The 18846-nt window shown below is 42.5% G+C and carries 12 protein-coding genes and 1 tRNA gene; 4 read left to right on the top strand and 9 right to left on the bottom strand.

Going from position 1 to position 18846, the window contains the following annotated elements; all coding sequences use genetic code 11:
• Positions 1–163: 163 nt before the first annotated feature.
• Positions 164–625 carry a nuclear transport factor 2 family protein gene (locus Q4561_RS17185; RefSeq protein ID WP_303462349.1) on the top strand — a complete coding sequence of 154 codons (462 nt, stop codon included), beginning with the start codon at positions 164–166 and terminating at the stop codon, positions 623–625.
• 93 nt (positions 626–718) lie between these two features.
• On the opposite strand, the gene Q4561_RS17180 is transcribed toward Q4561_RS17185, so the two are convergent.
• A complete protein-coding gene (locus tag Q4561_RS17180) occupies positions 719–1930 on the bottom strand; it encodes a DUF547 domain-containing protein (protein WP_303462348.1) in 1212 nt (403 codons plus the stop codon).
• A gap of 530 nt (positions 1931–2460) precedes the next feature.
• Here Q4561_RS17180 and add point away from each other — a divergent pair.
• Positions 2461–3468 carry an adenosine deaminase gene (gene add, locus Q4561_RS17175; protein ID WP_303462346.1) on the top strand — a complete coding sequence of 336 codons (1008 nt, stop codon included), beginning with the start codon at positions 2461–2463 and terminating at the stop codon, positions 3466–3468.
• Positions 3469–3655: 187 nt separating this feature from the next.
• On the opposite strand, the gene Q4561_RS17170 is transcribed toward add, so the two are convergent.
• The 3 genes from Q4561_RS17170 to topA form a co-directional block, all read right to left on the bottom strand.
• The gene (locus Q4561_RS17170) at positions 3656–4771 is read right to left on the bottom strand and encodes an MFS transporter (protein ID WP_368411536.1); all 1116 of its coding nucleotides are present in this window, start codon (positions 4769–4771) and stop codon (positions 3656–3658) included.
• Positions 4772–5361: 590 nt separating this feature from the next.
• Positions 5362–5913 carry a DUF2058 domain-containing protein gene (locus tag Q4561_RS17165; RefSeq protein ID WP_303462343.1) on the bottom strand — a complete coding sequence of 184 codons (552 nt, stop codon included), beginning with the start codon at positions 5911–5913 and terminating at the stop codon, positions 5362–5364.
• Between the two features lie 21 nt (positions 5914–5934).
• A complete protein-coding gene (gene topA / locus Q4561_RS17160; RefSeq protein ID WP_303462341.1) occupies positions 5935–8601 on the bottom strand; it encodes a type I DNA topoisomerase in 2667 nt (888 codons plus the stop codon).
• A 484-nt stretch (positions 8602–9085) separates the two neighbouring features.
• Here topA and astB point away from each other — a divergent pair, with 484 nt between their 5' ends.
• Positions 9086–10426, top strand: coding sequence for an N-succinylarginine dihydrolase (gene astB / locus Q4561_RS17155; RefSeq protein WP_303462339.1), 1341 nt, complete (start codon positions 9086–9088; stop codon positions 10424–10426).
• Between the two features lie 62 nt (positions 10427–10488).
• Here astB and Q4561_RS17150 read toward each other — a convergent pair whose 3' ends face one another.
• Positions 10489–13098: an Ig-like domain-containing protein gene (locus tag Q4561_RS17150; protein ID WP_303462337.1), complete on the bottom strand. Its 2610-nt coding sequence runs from the start codon at positions 13096–13098 to the stop codon at positions 10489–10491.
• A gap of 109 nt (positions 13099–13207) precedes the next feature.
• On the opposite strand from Q4561_RS17150, the gene Q4561_RS17145 reads away from it, so the two are divergent.
• Positions 13208–14554: a dicarboxylate/amino acid:cation symporter gene (locus Q4561_RS17145; RefSeq protein WP_303462335.1), complete on the top strand. Its 1347-nt coding sequence runs from the start codon at positions 13208–13210 to the stop codon at positions 14552–14554.
• Positions 14555–14862: 308 nt separating this feature from the next.
• Here the strand turns inward: Q4561_RS17145 and lolE are convergent, their stop codons facing one another.
• From lolE to Q4561_RS17125, 4 genes are all read right to left on the bottom strand, one after another.
• On the bottom strand, positions 14863–16089 hold the full coding sequence (gene lolE / locus Q4561_RS17140) for a lipoprotein-releasing ABC transporter permease subunit LolE (protein WP_303462334.1): 1227 nt from the start codon (positions 16087–16089) through the stop codon (positions 14863–14865).
• Complete coding sequence (lolD, locus tag Q4561_RS17135; protein ID WP_303462332.1) at positions 16089–16808, bottom strand: lipoprotein-releasing ABC transporter ATP-binding protein LolD; 720 nt, start codon at positions 16806–16808, stop codon at positions 16089–16091. The genes lolE and lolD overlap by 1 nt, the downstream gene beginning before the upstream one ends.
• 76 nt (positions 16809–16884) lie before the next feature.
• Positions 16885–18438 (bottom strand): EAL domain-containing protein, encoded by a 1554-nt coding sequence (locus Q4561_RS17130; RefSeq protein ID WP_303462331.1) that lies wholly within the window; start codon positions 18436–18438, stop codon positions 16885–16887.
• Between the two features lie 331 nt (positions 18439–18769).
• Positions 18770–18846, bottom strand: a tRNA-Asp gene (locus Q4561_RS17125).

The following is an 18846-nucleotide window of genomic DNA, read 5'->3' as shown; positions in this document are numbered from 1 at the left end:
TAGCAATGAGCGTCTTACGCCATAAGCTGCTAGGTTCGTTACAAATGATAATTCGTAAGCGTAGAAAAACAAGTTTTGGCCTGTTATAAATTTCTTAATCCAATACTATGACTTCAGGTGAACATCTTTCGCCAATGCGTTTTTACATACCCAGGATAAATTAATGAGACCGCCACTACCTCCTTTTACAAAAGAAACTGCAATTGAAAAAATTCGTTTAGCTGAAGATGGATGGAATAGCCGTAAACCTGAGCGTGTTGCCGCTGCCTATACGCCCGACTGCCAGTGGCGAAATCGTGCTGAATTTATTACAGGAACTACACAAATAGAAGCCTTTTTAACACGTAAATGGAATCGTGAACTTAACTATAGGCTGGTTAAAGAACTATGGGCATATAATGAAAACCGTATTGCAGTGCGCTTTGCTTATGAATATCACGATGATTCAGGGCAATGGTTTCGCGCTTATGGAAATGAAAACTGGGAATTTGATAGTGAGGGATTAATGCAGCGACGAATTGCCAGCATTAACGAACACCCGATCAGTAGCGAAGAACGCAAACTTATATGGGAAGGTGAAAGTCGCCCATTTGATTTCCCTAGCCTGTCTGCACTTAATTTATAAGGGCTGTAGATATAAACAAATGAATAAAAAAGAAAGCCAACCCATCAATAGGGTTGGCTTCTATGTTAAGAATGACTGCTATGTAGTACTAGGCTAATTTAACGGCTCTTTTTTAAGACGTTTTTCGTCTTCTAGCGCCTTCACTTCTTCTTCCGATAACTCTTTAAGCTCTATTACACCATTACGGACTTCATGACGCTTGCCCATGGCTTGTAAAAGTTCTAACTCTTCAGCACTGAATCTGATGTTTAAACGGGATTTACTTACTAACCCTTCGGCTACAAAATTTTGTACCGACATACTACCGCCACTGCCTTCGTTACCACTACGCTGACTCACTGAAGCAGAATCTAAAAAGGCTGCGTTATTATATGAGATACCCGCACCATATGCGCGTTTTTCACCAAGGGAAGCATCATTCCAATCGCTAATCCCCATATCTAATTGGTCTGCTGGCATATTTGCAATTTCAGAATAAACTTCGTCTTGTAAATAATCCAAAACATGGTCTTTAACTACGGAAGGATCGTTATCGAAAAATGCTAAATGATTCTTATAGAACACCGAAATTCTGCCGCCGTAATAAGTACCTCGATTCGAATTCACAAAATCAAACGCGATTTCTTTCAACTGCTTAAATACCGTTTTTCCCGTAAAAGCTTCGCTTTGTATACTCGGCGCACCAATTACGCCTGATATAAAGCCATATGCCGTCAGTGGGTCGCTTTTATACTTTGGTAAAACAATATTGTACTTAATATCATTTAGGCTCAGACTCGTATCAGACACAACTAACACTTTCTTATTTAGAAAATCAGCGTCTTGTTCATCCTTCATTATTTTGTTTAGTTTATAATCAGGGTGATTAACAGCTAATTCATGTAAAAAGGTAAAGTTATACAGATTCAGCCAGTAAGCCAATTGCTCTTTTGAGTTAAACTCAGACAAAGCCACTTCTGAAGGCAAAGCTTCTAAGCTTTCCTTTAAACCACGTAAAATTTCTACATATTCATCATTATCGAAGTTGTCGAAATAGAATCGGTTGCCTTCTAAGCCGGTTAAACGATTCGTGCGACCTTTAAGTCGAGTCCCAGTTTTCGCACTAACACGCGGCGCTTTTTCTCGATTAGAAGGCCCTAACACCAATACACTCAACTCTAAAAATTGATCTAGATCGTTATATTGAATTTCCAAATCTGAACTGTTGTTCGAACTCATGAATTTTTCGAAGTTACTATCTGTCGAAGCAAATACATTTAGGGTTACTGTGCATAGAAGTAACCCTAAAATACCGAATAATTTCATTGTAATTCCTTTTTCTTTGTTTGGTTTGCAAGCAATAAAATTTTGTTATGTAACAGCTGCTACATTCAATAATGAAATATGAAACCCTATCATTATAGTGGTGATATTTACTGAATAAAAAACTGAAACTAGCTGCCTGTTTCTTTATTCTACTGGTATTTCATTTTTTAAACGAATAAAATTTAGACTAAAGTGTAACCTTACATGTCTGCACTAGGGTGATGCACGGTTAGAAAATTTTCTTGGCGAAAATAGACGCTTTCAGCTTATCTCACCCAAAACACCAAAACCCTTCATTTTCATTAATATCAATACCTTACAAAAATACGTTCATACTACTTTAGAATTTAATTCAATATTTTTTCATTAGCTGCCCCCATACAAACTAAGGCGTATAAATTGCATCGCTTTGCGTTAAATTGAATTTAACTCTCATGGTTTATTAATTTTCATATCTAGCGTTAGCGATTGGTCTTACCCACTAAAAGTGGACATCCGTATCCGCTAAACAATTATAATACCGAGGCCACATGCAAGAATTCATACAAAAAATGCCAAAAGCCGAACTACATGTTCATATTGAAGGCACATTAGAGCCAGAGCTAAGCTTTGCCTTAGCACAGAAAAATGGCGTAAGCCTGAGTGCTGAAACCCCAGAACAAATGATTGCTGCTTATAACTTTCATGACCTGCCCTCTTTTTTAGACATTTACTACGCGGGCATGAGTGTATTAATTGAAGAAGACGACTTTTATGCGCTTACCATGGCCTACTTTGAAAAAGCCGCCGCTCAAAATATTGTGTATGTGGAACTTTTTTTCGATCCTCAGGCCCACACAACCCGTGGGGTCGCTTTCAATACTGTGATTGAGGGAATATACCGCGCTCAACAAGATGCCAACACCAATCTTGGTGTACAGAGTAACCTTATACTGTGTTTCCTTCGTGATATGTCCGCCGATTCAGCCATGGAACATTTACTAATGGCTGAACCTCATTTAAGTAAACTTATTGGCGTAGGGTTAGACTCAGATGAACACAAAAATCCACCGTCTAAGTTTGCTTCCGTATTTGCTAAAGCCCGTGAATGGGGTTTGAAACTGACCATGCACTGCGATGTGAATCAGCAAAATACCTTAGAGCACATTCGCCAAGTACTAGAAGATATTGATGTAGACAGAATCGATCATGGCGTAAATATTCTAGCATCGGACGAGTTATGTGAATTAGTGAAGCAAAAAAATATTGGGCTAACCGTATGCCCAGTATCAAATCAATTTGTGGTGCAATCACTTACCTCAACTGAAATTAAAGAGATGCTTGAACGGGGGTTATTGCCCACTATTAACTCAGACGACCCTTCCTACTTTCGAGCCTACTTGAATGAAAACCTAATTGCGTTACAACACGAAGGTGGATTTAGTGAAGATGAACTGAGCACCTTGGTGGCGAACAGCTTTAAGGCTAGCTGGCTGACAACGACTGAAAAAGAAAAATACTTAACTGCGCTTAGTGAATATTTAGATAAGTGTGCCTAACACATAATATTTATAGCAGTATAAATGCTGAGTTTTAAGTAAATTGGCTTAGCGTGTTTTTTTATACTGAGTAGCTTTTAAGTGAGTGGCTTTTGAGCGAATAGAATTTAATAAGTAGATTTTGAATTAGCTGGTTGTTAATAAGTAGGCAGTGCTAGCACTGCCTACTTATTCTTAAATACCTGAGCTACTCTTTCGCTTTAATTATGTAAACCGAGCACGCTAAAGCTATTACCCCGCACACAGTGAAAACGCCGCTATCTGCTACTGGCAAGAACTCAAGCGCTGACGTTAAAAACTGGCCAGAGAATACTGCCATCGCAAACCACGCAAGATTGCGTCCCATATTGGTATCGGAACTACGCTCGACTGTGGCATGGTTGAGTAACGGTATAGAAAACCCAAAGCCCGTACCTGCGAATATTGCAGCAATAACGAGTAAGCTTGTGGTTTCAGCGATAGCAAAGATACCGTGAGCGGCCGCAAAACTTAAAAAGGCTAAAAACAAGGTCACTTTTTCAGATTTCATGTGCACTATTTTTGGCATAATTAACGCAGATAATACGGCCATTAGTGAAATAAAAGAAAGTAAATAGCCTGTTTGCGCTTCGCTGTAACTTAAGTCGCCAAGATGGCTTGGCAGCGTTATGAACATGCTGAAGAACAGCGACATGGCTAATACGGCATTAATGAGTACAGCACGTAAACTGTCGCTATTTTGCGTGTTTTCATTTTTCAGTACTGGCTCAATCTCAGGAACATATTTTGGAACACTAATAGCTGTTAGTACTAAGCAAACCAGAGCCAACCCGTAAAGTAAGAATGGCGCTCTCCAATCTATTTCACTTAGCAGGCCACCCAAAAACAGTATTATTACGCCACCTAACTCAATCGCCATGCCTTGCTTAGCAATAACAGACAACCTAGCCTTGCCATGATACCAATGCGAAATAATAGCCGTGCCCGACGCCATAACTCCGGCAGCAAAGCCACCAAGTAATATGCGATCGATACTTACCCATAAAGGCCCATGAACCCAAATACCACCTATACCCAATAGCAGGTAGCCCCACAAACCTAAAACTAAGGTTTTACGAGCTCCAATACTATCTATTAGCTTTCCAAAAAATGAGGCAAATAAGATGGCACCCAATGCAGGTAAAGTAATAAGCAATGCCGCGAACTCGCTAACCCCTAGAGCAGGAGCAATAGAGTTTAACCCTGGAGCCAATACTGCCCCGACCATAATCGTCAACATCGAAACCACCAATAACGTGATTTCTCCCAAACGCGAAAGCTGCATAGTGACCTCAAGAAGAATTAGTAAATGAATATTTCAGGCTGCTACTGTACCGCTTATCAGCTAATGCGTTAAATGATGAATTCATATCTGTTTAATCTTATTTTGGCATCAATAAAATACCACTCACGCAAACCGTTTATACAAACGTGACAAATAAGCCCCAATACAAAAGCTCGAAATACAAATGCCTGAAATACAAGACGACTGTAAAAGCAGGTAATACCAGTCCGCATAGATAATTACCCTCTCAGCGAGACTTAAAATGTTCGTAATCGCGGCGTGTCACCACAGGTATAGTGGTTCTACATCAAGGTAACACAACAAAGAGTACGGACATTTTAAACTCGTCCTTCGGGAAGGTCTGGCAAGCTTCCTAGCTTCATTCTGGGAGTTTGAAAGGGAACAGCCATTGCTGCATTCCCACGCTTTGCTAGGAAACTTGCCAGCGCCTTCTGAGTGGGCGATTATCTATGCGGATTGCTATAAATACGCTAGCAGCAAACTCGGCGCACAAAAAAGCGCGAAGCCTTTAAAAGGTTTTCGCGCTTTTATATAACAGCTCGCCAACTTACAATGTAGTCAGTGGCTAATTACCACGTTAAATCATCCGGAATGTCATAATCGGCATACCAATCATCTTGCGCTTCCTCTTTACCATCGCTGTCGCTGGTGTCTAAGTCGGCACGGTAAATAATAAAGCTATCGTCACGCTGCGCAATTTTATCGGCTACAGGTGTAGGCACAAGCTCATACGCATCACCTAAAATCACCACGGTTAAACGGCCTTTAGTAACCTGCCTATGCATTTCGGCGCTAACATACATGCGCTTCACGACATTATCGTGAGTGAAATTAAGTACGGTATCGCCTTTGCGTGATTGTTTATTCACATCAATGAGCTGGCGCACTTGCGCGGCAATAGAGCGCTTTTCACGCTCTTGTTGTTGCAACTGGTTCAGCTCACGTGAACGGGCTTTCTTTTCTTCAGCGGCTTTCTGTGCAGCAATCGTCGCTTCGTCCACCACACCTTGGTTGTTCTTTGTCTTTTGCTTATTTTTTTTGCGCTTTTCAGCACGCGCCTGCTTAGCAGAGCCTTTGTCTGCTATGCCGGCTTTTAATAATTGATCCTGTAACGAGGCCATACACTAAATCTCTTTGTTACTTTATTTCTTTTTGGCTTTCGCTTTGGTTTTAGCTGCAGGTTTACTGGCGGCTTGTGTTTCCCACTTACCGTCGTTATACCATGCCGACCAACCTGTGGCTTTACCCGCTTCATTTTCTGACATCACATATTGCTGCTTGGTCTTACGACTGTAGCGAACAATGGCAAGGTTACCTTCCGGATCCTTTTGCGGTGCATCGGCTAGGTAATAGAATTTTTCAGATATTCTATCTCTAAAGCGCGCCAGCTCTTCCACTTTCGGTGCACGAGTTTCCCGAGATTTAGGGAAGTTATGTGCGGCCATGAAAATACCTGAAGCGCCGTCTCGTAATACAAAATGCGCATCGGACTTTTCACAAGGAAGCTCTGGTAAATCTACCGGATCTTCTTTAGGTGGCGCAGCCTCTCCGTTACGTAATAACTTACGCGTGTTTTTACATTCTTCGTTAGTACAGCCGAAATATTTACCAAAGCGACCGTTTTTCAGTTCCATGTCACTACCACACTTATCACATTCGATAATGGGGCCGTCGTAACCTTTAATCTTGAACGTACCGGTTTCGACTAAGGTACCTTCACAGGTCGGTGTATTACCACACACATGCAGCTTACGGGTTTCGTCCACTAAGTAGCTGTCCATCGCAGTACTGCATATTGGACAACGCTTCTTAGCACGTAACGCCTCGGTTTCTAATTCTTCTTCGTCATCTACCTTCACCACTTCATCACCTGGCGTCAGGTTCATGGTGTTAGTGCAGCGTTCTTTTGGCGGTAAGTTGTAGCCAGAACACCCAAGGAATACGCCAGTAGACGCCGTACGCACGTTCATTTCACGTCCGCACTTGTCACATGTAATACCCGACGGAATAGCTTGATTAAGACGCATTCCGCCCTCTTCAGGGGCTTTCTCGGCATTCAGTAACTTGCCGTAAAATTCGCTGTAGAACAGATTAAGTACGTCTTTCCAATCTTTGTTACCTTCCGCTATATCATCAAGCTGTTGCTCCATGTTGGCGGTAAAGTCGAAACTCATTAGGTCGTCGAAATTTTCCATCAAACGGTCGTTAACGATTTCACCCATTTTTTCAGCATAAAACCGCTTATTTTCAAGGCGAACGTAACCACGATCTTGAATGGTCGAAATGATACTTGCGTAAGTAGAAGGTCGGCCAATGCCTCGTTTTTCTAGCTCTTTTACCAAAGACGCTTCGTTAAAACGTGCCACTGGTTTGGTGAAGTGCTGCTTAGGATCAAGCGCATTTAAGTGTAATACATCGCCTTTTTGAACATCAGGCAACATCAACTCTTCATCACCTTTTTTGCGAAGCTGTGGTTGAACTCGTGTCCAGCCATCAAACTTCAACACACGGCCTTTCGCCGTTAATTCGTAATTGTTTGCACCTACTCTAATGGTGGTAGCATCATATTTAGCCGGTGTCATTTGACACGCAACAAACTGGCGCCAAATAAGCTCATATAAACGCTGAGCATCCCGTTCCATATCACCTAAATGTGCAGCATTTACCTTAACACTTGAAGGGCGAATAGCTTCGTGCGCCTCTTGCGCTCCCTCTTTGCTACCATAACGGTTAGGCGACTCTGGTAGGTATTTATTACCAAAGTTGTCTTCGATATACGCGCGGCAATTATCTAGCGCTTCTTGGCTCAAGTTCGTTGAATCAGTACGCATATAAGTGATGTAACCCGCTTCATACAAGCGCTGTGCCATCATCATGGTTTTCTTTACACCAAAACCTAAACGCGTACTCGCAGCTTGCTGCAGCGTTGAAGTAATAAACGGTGCTGAAGGTCGGCTAGACGTAGGCTTAGATTCACGGCTTTCAACTAAGTACTTAGCGCCATTCAAATCTTCTAGTGCTTTGTCTGCTTGCGCTTTATTAACCGGTTTAAACGCTTTGCCTTCATGTTTGGCTACCAACATACGCAGCGCCGCTTTTTGCTCGCTGGTTAAGTCGGCGTGAATATCCCAAAACTCTTCTGGAACAAACGCTTTAATTTCGCGCTCACGATCTACCACTAGGCGTACAGCAACCGATTGAACACGGCCCGCAGATAAGCCACGTGCTATCTTTTTCCATAGCAATGGCGACACCATAAAGCCAACAACGCGGTCGAGGAAACGTCGGGCTTGCTGTGCATTTACACGAGCAACGTTAACTTCGCCTGGGTCTGAGAAGGCTTCTTGAATGGCGTTTTTGGTAATTTCGTTAAACACCACGCGCTGATAGGTTTTGCCTTTACTGCCCAGCAACTCTTGCAAGTGCCACGCAATAGCTTCCCCTTCTCTATCCAAATCCGTTGCGAGATAGATGGTGTCGGCGTCTTTGGCTAAGCGCTTAAGCTCATTAACCACTTTTTCTTTACCCTGCAAGACCTGATAGTGGGCTTTCCAGTTTTGTTCTGGATCGACACCCATGCGGTCTACAAGTTTTAAATATTCATGTCTGCGAAGATATTCTTGTTTGTCTTCTTCGCTATAAGTTTTGAGTTCTTTCGCTGGCTTTTTGGGCTCAACTTTGCCCAATGCCTTCGTAGGCAGATCGCGAACATGGCCGACAGAACTTTTTACGATAAAATCTTTACCAAGATATTTATTTATCGTTTTCGCTTTGGCTGGCGACTCGACTATGACTAGAGATTTTGCCATATAATTGAATTAAACCTATTGATTCTAAAGGACTATTTTAGTCATTCTCAAAGATAAAGGGCCCGTAGACTGTGCTATTAGGGTGCCCGTGCTTTTTTAACATATATCGACAAAGTGAATGGAAAACAAGATCTTCTTAATAGTTATTCTTGCGATTGCTTCAATCCCGCCCAATTCCTGTTCACTTTTCAACCACCTCGATTGGCAAGGCGTATAAAAACCGTATAATGCCAGCCATTATGCCTTTGCGCCTAGTAATTAACAGGCATTTATTATGCTTATTAATTCACAGCGAACAAAAATTCAGCAGTGCGCTGCGCTATTTTTATTTTCGCACTGCGCAATTTACCTTGGCGCTGCGCAATTTATTTTGACACTGCACTACATTTGTTTCGATTTGCTGCTCAGTAAATACCGCCGAAACTTTGGCTTATGCATTTATAGGGTAGCGGTCAAACGCTCAAACACCAAATAGAGGGAAAGTATGAAGCAATTTGAAGTTAACTTTGATGGGCTCGTTGGCCCAACCCATAACTATGCCGGATTGTCGTTTGGCAATGTTGCTTCCCTAAACAATGCCAATGCAGTAAGTAGCCCCAAACAAGCCGCAAAACAAGGCTTACTAAAAATGAAAGCCTTGTCTGACATGGGCATGATGCAAGGCGTACTTGCGCCTCAAGAACGCCCAGACATAGCAGCATTACGTCGACTCGGCTTTTCTGGTTCAGATGCCAGAGTGCTAGAAAGCGCTGCAAAGCAATCTAGAGAGATATTCCTAGCATGTTGCTCTGCATCAAGCATGTGGACAGCAAACGCCGCCACAGTCTCTCCAAGCGCTGATACGGCCGATGGCCGCGTGCATTTTACACCTGCAAACTTAACAAACAAGTTTCATCGTTCGTTAGAGCCGCAAGTAACCGGTAATATTTTAAAAGCCACCTTCGCAAATGAAAAACACTTTGCTCACCACTTACACTTGCCAGATAACGAACATTTTGGTGACGAAGGCGCAGCCAACCACACCCGCTTGTGTTCAGATTACAGCCATGCGGGTGTTGAGTTATTTGTTTACGGTCGTCACGCTTTCGACCCCAGTAAGCCTGCACCAACCAAATTTCCTGCCCGCCAAACACTAGAAGCATGCCAAGCGGTAGCACGCTTGCATGGATTAAGTGAAGAAGGTGTGGTGTACATGCAACAAAACCCTGATGTTATCGACCAAGGGGTTTTCCATAACGACGTGATAGCCGTGGGCAACCAAAACGTGTTGTTCTATCACGACCAAGCTTTTTATAAAAAAGACGCTGGGCTAAAAGAATTACAAACTAAGTTTGGTGATTCACCGCTGCATCTTATTGAAGTACCTACTGATGAAGTATCGGTACAAGATGCCATTAAAACCTATCTTTTCAATACGCAAATTATCACCTTACCCAACGGTGACATGACAATTATTGCCCCTACAAATTGTGAAGAAAACGATGCAGTTAAGCGTTATTTAGACAAGCTAGTTACCTTGGGCACGCCGATAAAATCGGTGAACTATTTTGATGTTAAGCAAAGTATGCGTAATGGTGGCGGCCCCGCTTGCTTGCGCTTACGGGTAGCCATGAACGATCAAGAACTTGATGCAGTTAACCCATCAACCTTAATTAACGACTTCCAGTTTGCACGCCTTAACAAGTGGGTAGATAAACACTACCGTGATGCACTCACCGAAGACGATTTACGCGACCCGCATTTACTTATTGAATCACGTACTGCCTTGGATGAACTTACCCAGCTATTAAAGCTTGGATCTGTATATCCATTCCAGCAAGATTAGTTATTGTTTTAACTATAAAAAAGCCGGCTTACGCCGGCTTTTTTGTATTAATTAACTTAAGGCTAATTGATAGTACTACAATCCGCTTCAGACCCGAATGGGTTCGCAGGAAGACCTGCTCCTTCATTTGTTAAGTCGTCAGAAGAAATCCCTAAGCTGTAATAGTGATTTTGACTTGCTTCACTACCGGTAGACTGACCGAAAATAGTAATCACAATATTATACCAGCCACCATAACTTGCTGGATAACGATATTCTAATTCTGCCTGACCATTTTCATCGGTTACGCTTGTATCAGCAAAAGTTAAAGTACCTACAATACCGGGAGTTAAAAATCCGTCATTATTATTGTCTTCACCTAAATCCAATAACCCGTCACCATTGTCGTCTTCTCCCGGATCAAGATCGCCATTATCGTTATCATCCTCTCCTAAATAGAGAATTCCATCTCCGTCAATGTCTTCATTTTGGCATGTAGCAGTAACATAGAGAACATGGATGGATTCGTCTTCATCCCACTCCGAGTAGCCTTTATAGTATGTACCACCATCGCTGTACTTAACTGGTGTACCAGAGGCTGTTAACTCAACGCCACTAACAGGTTGGCCAGCTGAATCAGAAACAAACACAGCAAAACGTTTTAGGTAAGTGGTTGAATCAGGCTCTTCAATTTCATTGCCTGTTCCAATTGAAATATCAAAAGCTCTGTCACCTACTGTCATATACACTTCATCAGTAATGGTTTCATCGCTTGCTACAGAAGCACGAACAATAACCGCATCTTCACTTGAAGGTGCGCCTGAAGTAAATACCGTAGAGGCGATACCACTGCTGTCAGTAGTAGATTGTGACGGTGAAATAGAGCCTGTAGATACGTCATCAACGTTAAAGTTAACCACGGTATTTTTAACTAAGTTACCTGAAGGGTCTCTTACCACTGCAGTAATAGTGCTTGTTTGGCCATCAGGCCCGATAAGGTCAGGTGTAGCATCTGCTATCAAGGTAAATGGTTCAACAGCAATAAATTCAACTTGCGTAACCGCATTTACAGATAATTCATCCCCTGGTTCAGTACCTGTTGCAGTAATAGAAGCAAAACCCGCATTGTCAGACTCTATTGAAACTGAAGCAATACCATCAGCGCCAGTAGTGACTGACGCCGCACCCACAATCTCGCCTCGTGAAGTGCTAAATGTCACATCGTAGCCAACTGCTGGGTTACCATCTTGTAACCATTGAACACTTATTGTGGCTTCTTCATTTAATGAAACTTCTTCAGCAGGCACTACCACAAAACTAAATTCGTCTTGTTGAACATCTAATTCAAACTCTACTGTGGCATTAAGCGATGAAGCAGTAATGATGTCTTCACCCGAAGTAGTCGCTGTGTAGGTAATGGTAGCTTGTCCATCTGCGCCAGTATTAACTGAGGTTTCGCTAAGCGAACCATTGTTAGCTTCTAACTCAATAGTTCGGTTAGGTATCGCTACCCCATCAGAGTCTTGAACACGCAGCGTATATTCTGCTGTGTCATTCAAAATTACTGAATTTGAGCCATTAATTGTTACTTCCGTGCCCGTAATTAGAATATCAACAGTTTCAACTAGCGAACCAGTTTGAGCCGTAAGGGTTACCGTGCGGTTTGAGGCATCGTTCTGAGTAGAAACTAAAGCTCTGGCAGTACCATCGGCGGTGGTGGTAGATTGCGTTAGTTGCAATTCAACACCGGCTTCATTGCTGGCAGAAAAGTTAACTTCAACACCTTCCATCAGCACGCTTTGCTCGTTTTTAATTAATGCGATTAGCTCAATGTCATCTGAACCACTTGAGGCCAACTGAACCGCACTTGCGTATAATTGCAGTGATGCAGGGTCTTCGCTAACAGTAACGCTTCCAGTAGAACTGAAGGTAACCGTGTCGCTTTCAAGGGTTGAAAGGGTAGCTATTAATTCCCCATCGCCCGATACCGTACCAACAGCAACGCTGATACTTGCCATACCGTTCTCGTTTGTACGGGCAGTACCCGTATCATTTCCAAAAACAGCTAATTCGTCATTGCTTAGTGTGAAGGTAACGATTAAGTCTTCTTGTGGCTCACCTTCACTGTTCAATACGGTAGCTACGGCAGTTAGGCTATTTTCCGTAGATAAATCACTATCTGCTTCACCTGCGGCATTTTGCAATTCCAACGATACCGTTGTTGCAGGGTCTACAGTTGCACTGCCTACCGCCGAAAAGGTCGTGGAGCCGGTTTCACCACTACTTAAGGTACCCGTAATTTCGCCATCACCGGATGCGGTGCTGGCATTAATGGTAATCCTTGCCACGCCGCTGTCGTCAGTGCGTGCTGTAGCGGTATCGTTACCAAATACAGCAAGTTCTGAATTACTTAAAGAAAAAGTAACAAGTTGGTCGGCTTGAGTTTCACCATCAGAGTTGGTAACCGTAGCCAAAACAGTAAGGATGTTATCCGAAGTTAAGTTGCGATCAGTTTCGCCACTAGCATTTTGAACAGTTAATACAACGTTAATAGTAGTGCTAGTATCATCACCATCATCCGTGCCACTAGTATCATCCCTGGAGACTGAATCGCCTCCTCCACATGCTGTTAGTATAAAAAGTGCACTAAATAGCCAGAGTGTCTTAAATAAGACTTGCGTAATTTGTCGCATAATTCGTTCCTGAACCTCTAATAAATGACAAATGGGTCGTTTTTTATGTTTTAAAATCAATAGAATCTGTCACACTAAATAAAAATATAAAAATGTACAGGAAATTTTAATGTCTCAGTCTGCACATAAGTTTAGTTTAACCACCAGAATCTTTATCGGCATGATTGCCGGTATCGTGATAGGTGTGCTTCTTCAATTATTATTCGATGATAGCGGAGATTTTACTTTTTCGATATTTGGTTTCCAATTCTCTACGTATAGCATTTTTGTAGATGGTATATTTTCTACCCTTGGGCAGATTTTTATCGCTAGTTTAAAAATGTTAGTGGTGCCTTTAGTATTCGTTTCGCTTATTTGCGGCACCAGTACACTTTCTGACCCTAGTAAGTTAGGCCGCTTAGGGGCAAAATCGGTTGGCCTTTATGTTCTCACGACAGCAATAGCCATCACACTGGCAATGAGTATGGCTTTACTTATTTCGCCAGGGGAAGGGTTAAATTTAACCACAGAAGCTTCTTTCGAAGCGAAGACTGCACCTAGTCTTTCAGATGTAATTGTTAACATGTTCCCTAGCAACCCCATTAATTCAATGGCGCAAGGCAATATGCTTCAAATCATCGTATTTGCCGTGTTATTCGGTATTTCGATGGCGATGACTGGCGAAGCCGGTAAACGGGTTAGTGCATTTTTTGAAGATATCAACACGGTGATCATGCGCCTTGTTACTATCATCATGAACCTTGCACCTTACGGCGTGTTTGTACTGATGGCTAAGCTGTTCTCTACCATTGGTGGCGATACTATCTTTAGCTTGGCAAAATACTTCTTCTTAGTATTTGGTGTGCTTATCATTCATGGATTAGTGACCTACTCAATATTGCTTAAACTATTGAGCGGTTTGAGCCCAGTCGTGCTGCTGAAAAAAATGCGCGATGCAGCCTTGTTTGCATTTAGTACTTCTAGCAGCAGCGCTACCCTTCCAGTCACCATGGAAACCGCACGAAATAAACTAGGTATAAAGAACTCTGTCGCGTCTTTCACCTTGCCGCTCGGCGCCACTATTAATATGGATGGCACCGCTATTATGCAGGGTGTGGCAACGGTATTTATTGCGCAGGTTTATGGCGTTGATTTGAGTCTAGGCGATTATATGATGGTGGTGCTAACGGCAACGCTGGCATCTATCGGCACAGCCGGTGTGCCGGGTGTAGGCTTGATCATGCTTGCCATGGTACTACAGCAAGTCAACTTACCTGTTGAAGGGATTGCGCTAATTATAGGTGTCGACCGTTTACTTGATATGACCCGAACTGCGGTGAACATTACCGGTGATTGTATGGTGTCATGTGTCGTCGCCAAAAGTGAAAACTCACTTAATGAGGATGTCTATTACGATGAACATGCAGGTGAGAAAGAAGAAGATGTTAATTTTAGCGAGTTTGATAAGAACGCTTAACTTCACCTTTTCTTTTTAACACAAAAAAGGGTTAGCCATTTGAAGTGCTAACCCTTTTTTGATATCTAGTGCCTCCGATCTAATTTTCTGTACCAGAATTTTCATACCCTGTTTCTTATCGCTTATCTCTCATCGCTAACATCTTATAGCTAATGTTTGGGTAAGTGCCTTATTAAAGTGCTCGTTATCTGGGCTAAGCCTCGTACCCTTGCAGTAATGCAATTTCCTCAACTACGCCCCGCCAAGTTTCATAATTGCCCTGCTTCATCATTGCCCTGCTTCATCATTTCGCACTTGTTGTGAGCTAATTAATGAAGAGATTGTGACGGTGAAACTTTAGTGGCTTTGTGAGCAGGATACCAGGTGGCTAATACCGACATTATGATAGCTACCACGCAGGTTACACCTACATCTTGCCACAACAATTCTGAAGGTAAGAAATCGATAAAATAAATATCACCTGATAATACTTCAACACCGAAAACATTTTCCAAGAACTTAACGATGGTTGAAAGGTTCGGGGCCACTACAATAGCCAAGGAGACCCCGACGACTATGCCTATCAAGCCATTCAACGCACCTTGAAACATAAAAGTGCGACGAATAAGTGTGTCTGTAGCGCCCATTGTTTTTAAAATGGCGATGGCTGGTTGCTTTTCCCTTACGGCCATCACTAAAGACGAGACGATATTAAAACATGCCACGGCAATCACCAGCACCAAAGCAATATAAACCACCGTTCTTACTAGCTGAATATCGTTATATAAATGCCCTTGAGTACGGGTCCAATCAGACATATACACCGCTTGTGGGTAGCTATAGCCAATATCTCGCATAGTAGAATACGCTGAAAAAGGGTCGTGCAATGTGAAACGAAGACCCAATGCTTTGCTTTCTATGCCTGCAGCAGCCGAAGCTTTAGCCAAATGCATTAACCCGAGCTGGTTATCAAGCTCGCCGCCTACACTCATGAACCCTGCAACGGTTAATGTAATTGCGGTAGGCGCACTAAAACGTAAATCTTTGGTGGTGACCGGAATGAGTGCTTGTACGGTGTCGCCTACTTCGATATTCAGCTTATTAGCAATGCCTTTGCCTATCAGCACACTATCGCTATTTGATAGGAAGTTTTGCCAATGATCGTCATTCACTTGCTTATCAAATGTATTTTGAGTTTGGGCTGCTATACCTGTGAGTGCAATTGCTTTTAGCTCACCTTTAAATTGCAACATGCCCGTTAACTCAGTGTAGGGTTCAACTTTGGCTATTCTGGGGTCTTGGTTCAGGCGATAAAGCTGTGCATCTACATTCTCTATACCTGAGTTATCTGTGCTGTACAGCTCGCCGTGAGGAATAACGGTTAAAATACGCTGGGTTAACTCTCGTTCGAAGCCATTCATGACACTTAACAATAAGATAAGTACAAAGCAGCCTAGACCTATGCCCACGGTAGACGACATTGATATAAAAGAAATGAAACGGTTTTGCACTTTTGCTCGGCGAAACCGATTTGCCAATTGCCATGCTAGCGCCATTAGCCTTGGGCCCCGGTTAGTGCCTCAGTTTGTACCCCAGATTGGTCATCGAGCAGTTCACCATCTTTTATTCGAAGTACTCTATCCATGCGGTTAGCAAGGGTAATATCATGAGTCACTACCACAAAGGCAGTGTGCTTTTGTTCGCTTAGCCGCTTGAGCAACTGATAAATTTGCTCACCCGTAGTGGCATCTAAATTTCCTGTTGGCTCATCGGCCAATACTACTGAAGGCGCTGTTACTAATGCCCGTGCAATGGCGACACGTTGGCGTTCACCGCCAGACAATGCACTTGGCAAATGTTCGGCACGATGCGACAGCCCAACGTCATCCAACAAGGCTTTGGCTTTAGCGTTGGCTGCTGAAGCACTTTCGCCGCCAATGCGAAGGGGCATGGCTACATTTTCAAGCGCGCTGAATTCACCTAACAAGTGATGAAATTGATAGATAAAACCCATTTCCTTATTGCGTAAAGCAGCGAGTTGTTTAGCATTTAAACCTAAAAGCGACTCGCCTTTAAACCATACTTCGCCGCTAGTAGGGGTATCTAACCCGCCAAGTAAATGGAGCAAAGTACTTTTGCCAGAGCCCGAGCTACCTAAAATAGCAACGTGCTCACCAGCATTAATAGAAAGGGAAATGTTGTTCAATACAGGCGTGCTGTTCTCGCCTTCTTGATAAGTTTTACAGATTTTGCGGCAATGTAATACGTCCTGCATGCAGCCGTTCTTCGTCTTTTAACAATACATGCATGTTATCGCGGATACGACGGGCACGCCAACCGAATAATGGCTTTTACGATAAGAGCTTAATGGTTTGCGCTAAGCTCTCAACCGATTGAGGCTTGCCGAATAACCACCCTTGCCCATACTCGACATTCATTTCCACGAGTTCTCTGCATTGATCGGCATTCTCCACCCCTTCAGCAATCAAGGTGACCTTGAGCTCATCAGCGATGCTGACAATGTGGGGAATTAAAGAGGAACGAATACTGTGATCTTCCATATCCATTACAAAGCTTCGATCAATTTTCAAAAATTCGCATTTTAACGATTTGAGTTGGCTTAAGTTGGAATAGCCTACCCCAAAATCGTCAATTGCCATCCAAAAGCCTCTGCTTTTAAGCGCTTTTATATGTTTAACCGCACTGCCTGTGGCCAATTGTTCATCTTCAGTAATTTCTAGTACTAGCTTAAAATTTTTGGTGTTCATCTTGAGCGCCCAATCTAAGTCGAGTAACTCATCTTGCATAAAATCAGACGGAAAAAGATTAAAGGACACTTTAAATCCCTCGGGAATATCCTCGTTTTCGTTTAGACTTTTCATTGCCGACTCAATCATGACAGAGGTGAATTCCCACGTTTTATTTAGCTCTTTCACTTGAGGGATGAATTCATCGGGATAAATTGGCCCAAATTCATCTTCAAAACGACTTAATACCTCACATCCAACAACATTGCCTGATTTAAGGATGACAAAAGGTTGGTACAAACAATAGAACTTACCCGACTTCAACCCGCGACTTATACGAGATTCAAGTGAGCGACGCTTTCTAAGGTAGTTAAACGTTAGCATGTGAGAAAGTGCAGCAGTCATTAACATGACACAAATGAACAGTACCAACTTACCTTTGTGAATATTAAAAATACGGCCTTTATCAGAAACCACACTTAAACATGTGGAAGCGTAGTACTTATCGCATTCAATTAAATTCAAAGATAAATAGTTTGTAGTGAGGCTGCCATCATCTAATTGAGCCACGTGAGGCATAAGAGAAGCATTGCCTGCTATTTGAAACAACTTATCGCCTTTGTAAAAAAGCGCCCAATCTTGATTAAAATTAAGACCAATAACCCCTTCCATATCAAGCACTGCATTATAGCGTCCGCGCTTGGCTATAGTGCCTTTCGATTGATTATCAAAAAGCTCTAAGGGTGTATTTATCCAAAATGCATCGCCTACCCCAGTAATAAAGTCAGGCGTTGCTTCGTCTATAGGGTGCTTCAATAAACCAAGATAGGTGCTACACAGTAATTTACCATCGCCAAAAAAACCGATTTCCTTTACGAAGCGGGAACGAAACAAAGTACGCCTCATTTCGTTTAAATTGTCTTCACTGCATGAGTAATAAGGATGGGCATTCAAATAATCTAATGCAGATTCAGCATCTTTAAACACCATACGCACGTTGGCTAGAATATCGTCTGCACGGGCCTCCTCATGCTCTTTAATAACCGAGAACATTAACAACCCAAGTAAAGTGCTAACCGTTACAACAGAGAAAATCGATACTGCTATTGCTTTAAGGCTATCAGCTAGGAAAAATTGCTTTTGATCACTATTGGCCATCGGTACCCATTACTACCCATTCAAGCGCTATATCAAAATCTATGCTTTGCGTATGAACGTCTCTATGCATTGCGTACAAGCATAGTGTGCTTACGCTTATGAAGTTAGTCGATAATTTGAAGGTTAAAGTAAAACTTCAGATGAATTTTAAGCATTGCAGAAGATTGGTATATGTCAATTTAGAGAAGAACAATAGCTGGAGAAATTTTTGTACTAGGAAATGATAGTTTAATGTCTTGATCGGAAAGGATAGAGATTAATATAGAAAAGTAGAAGATGATGAGACTGACTAGATATGTCAAAAGTAGGTGTCTAAATGCTTTCCCGAAAATGGCGGAGCGGACGGGACTCGAACCCGCGACCCCCGGCGTGACAGGCCGGTATTCTAACCAACTGAACTACCGCTCC

The sequence above is a fragment of the Alteromonas sp. 1_MG-2023 genome (assembly GCF_030547075.1).
GTDB lineage: Bacteria > Pseudomonadota > Gammaproteobacteria > Enterobacterales > Alteromonadaceae > Alteromonas.
The sequence above is the reverse complement of the archived record's forward strand: the minus strand, read 5'-3'. Positions and strand labels throughout refer to the sequence as shown.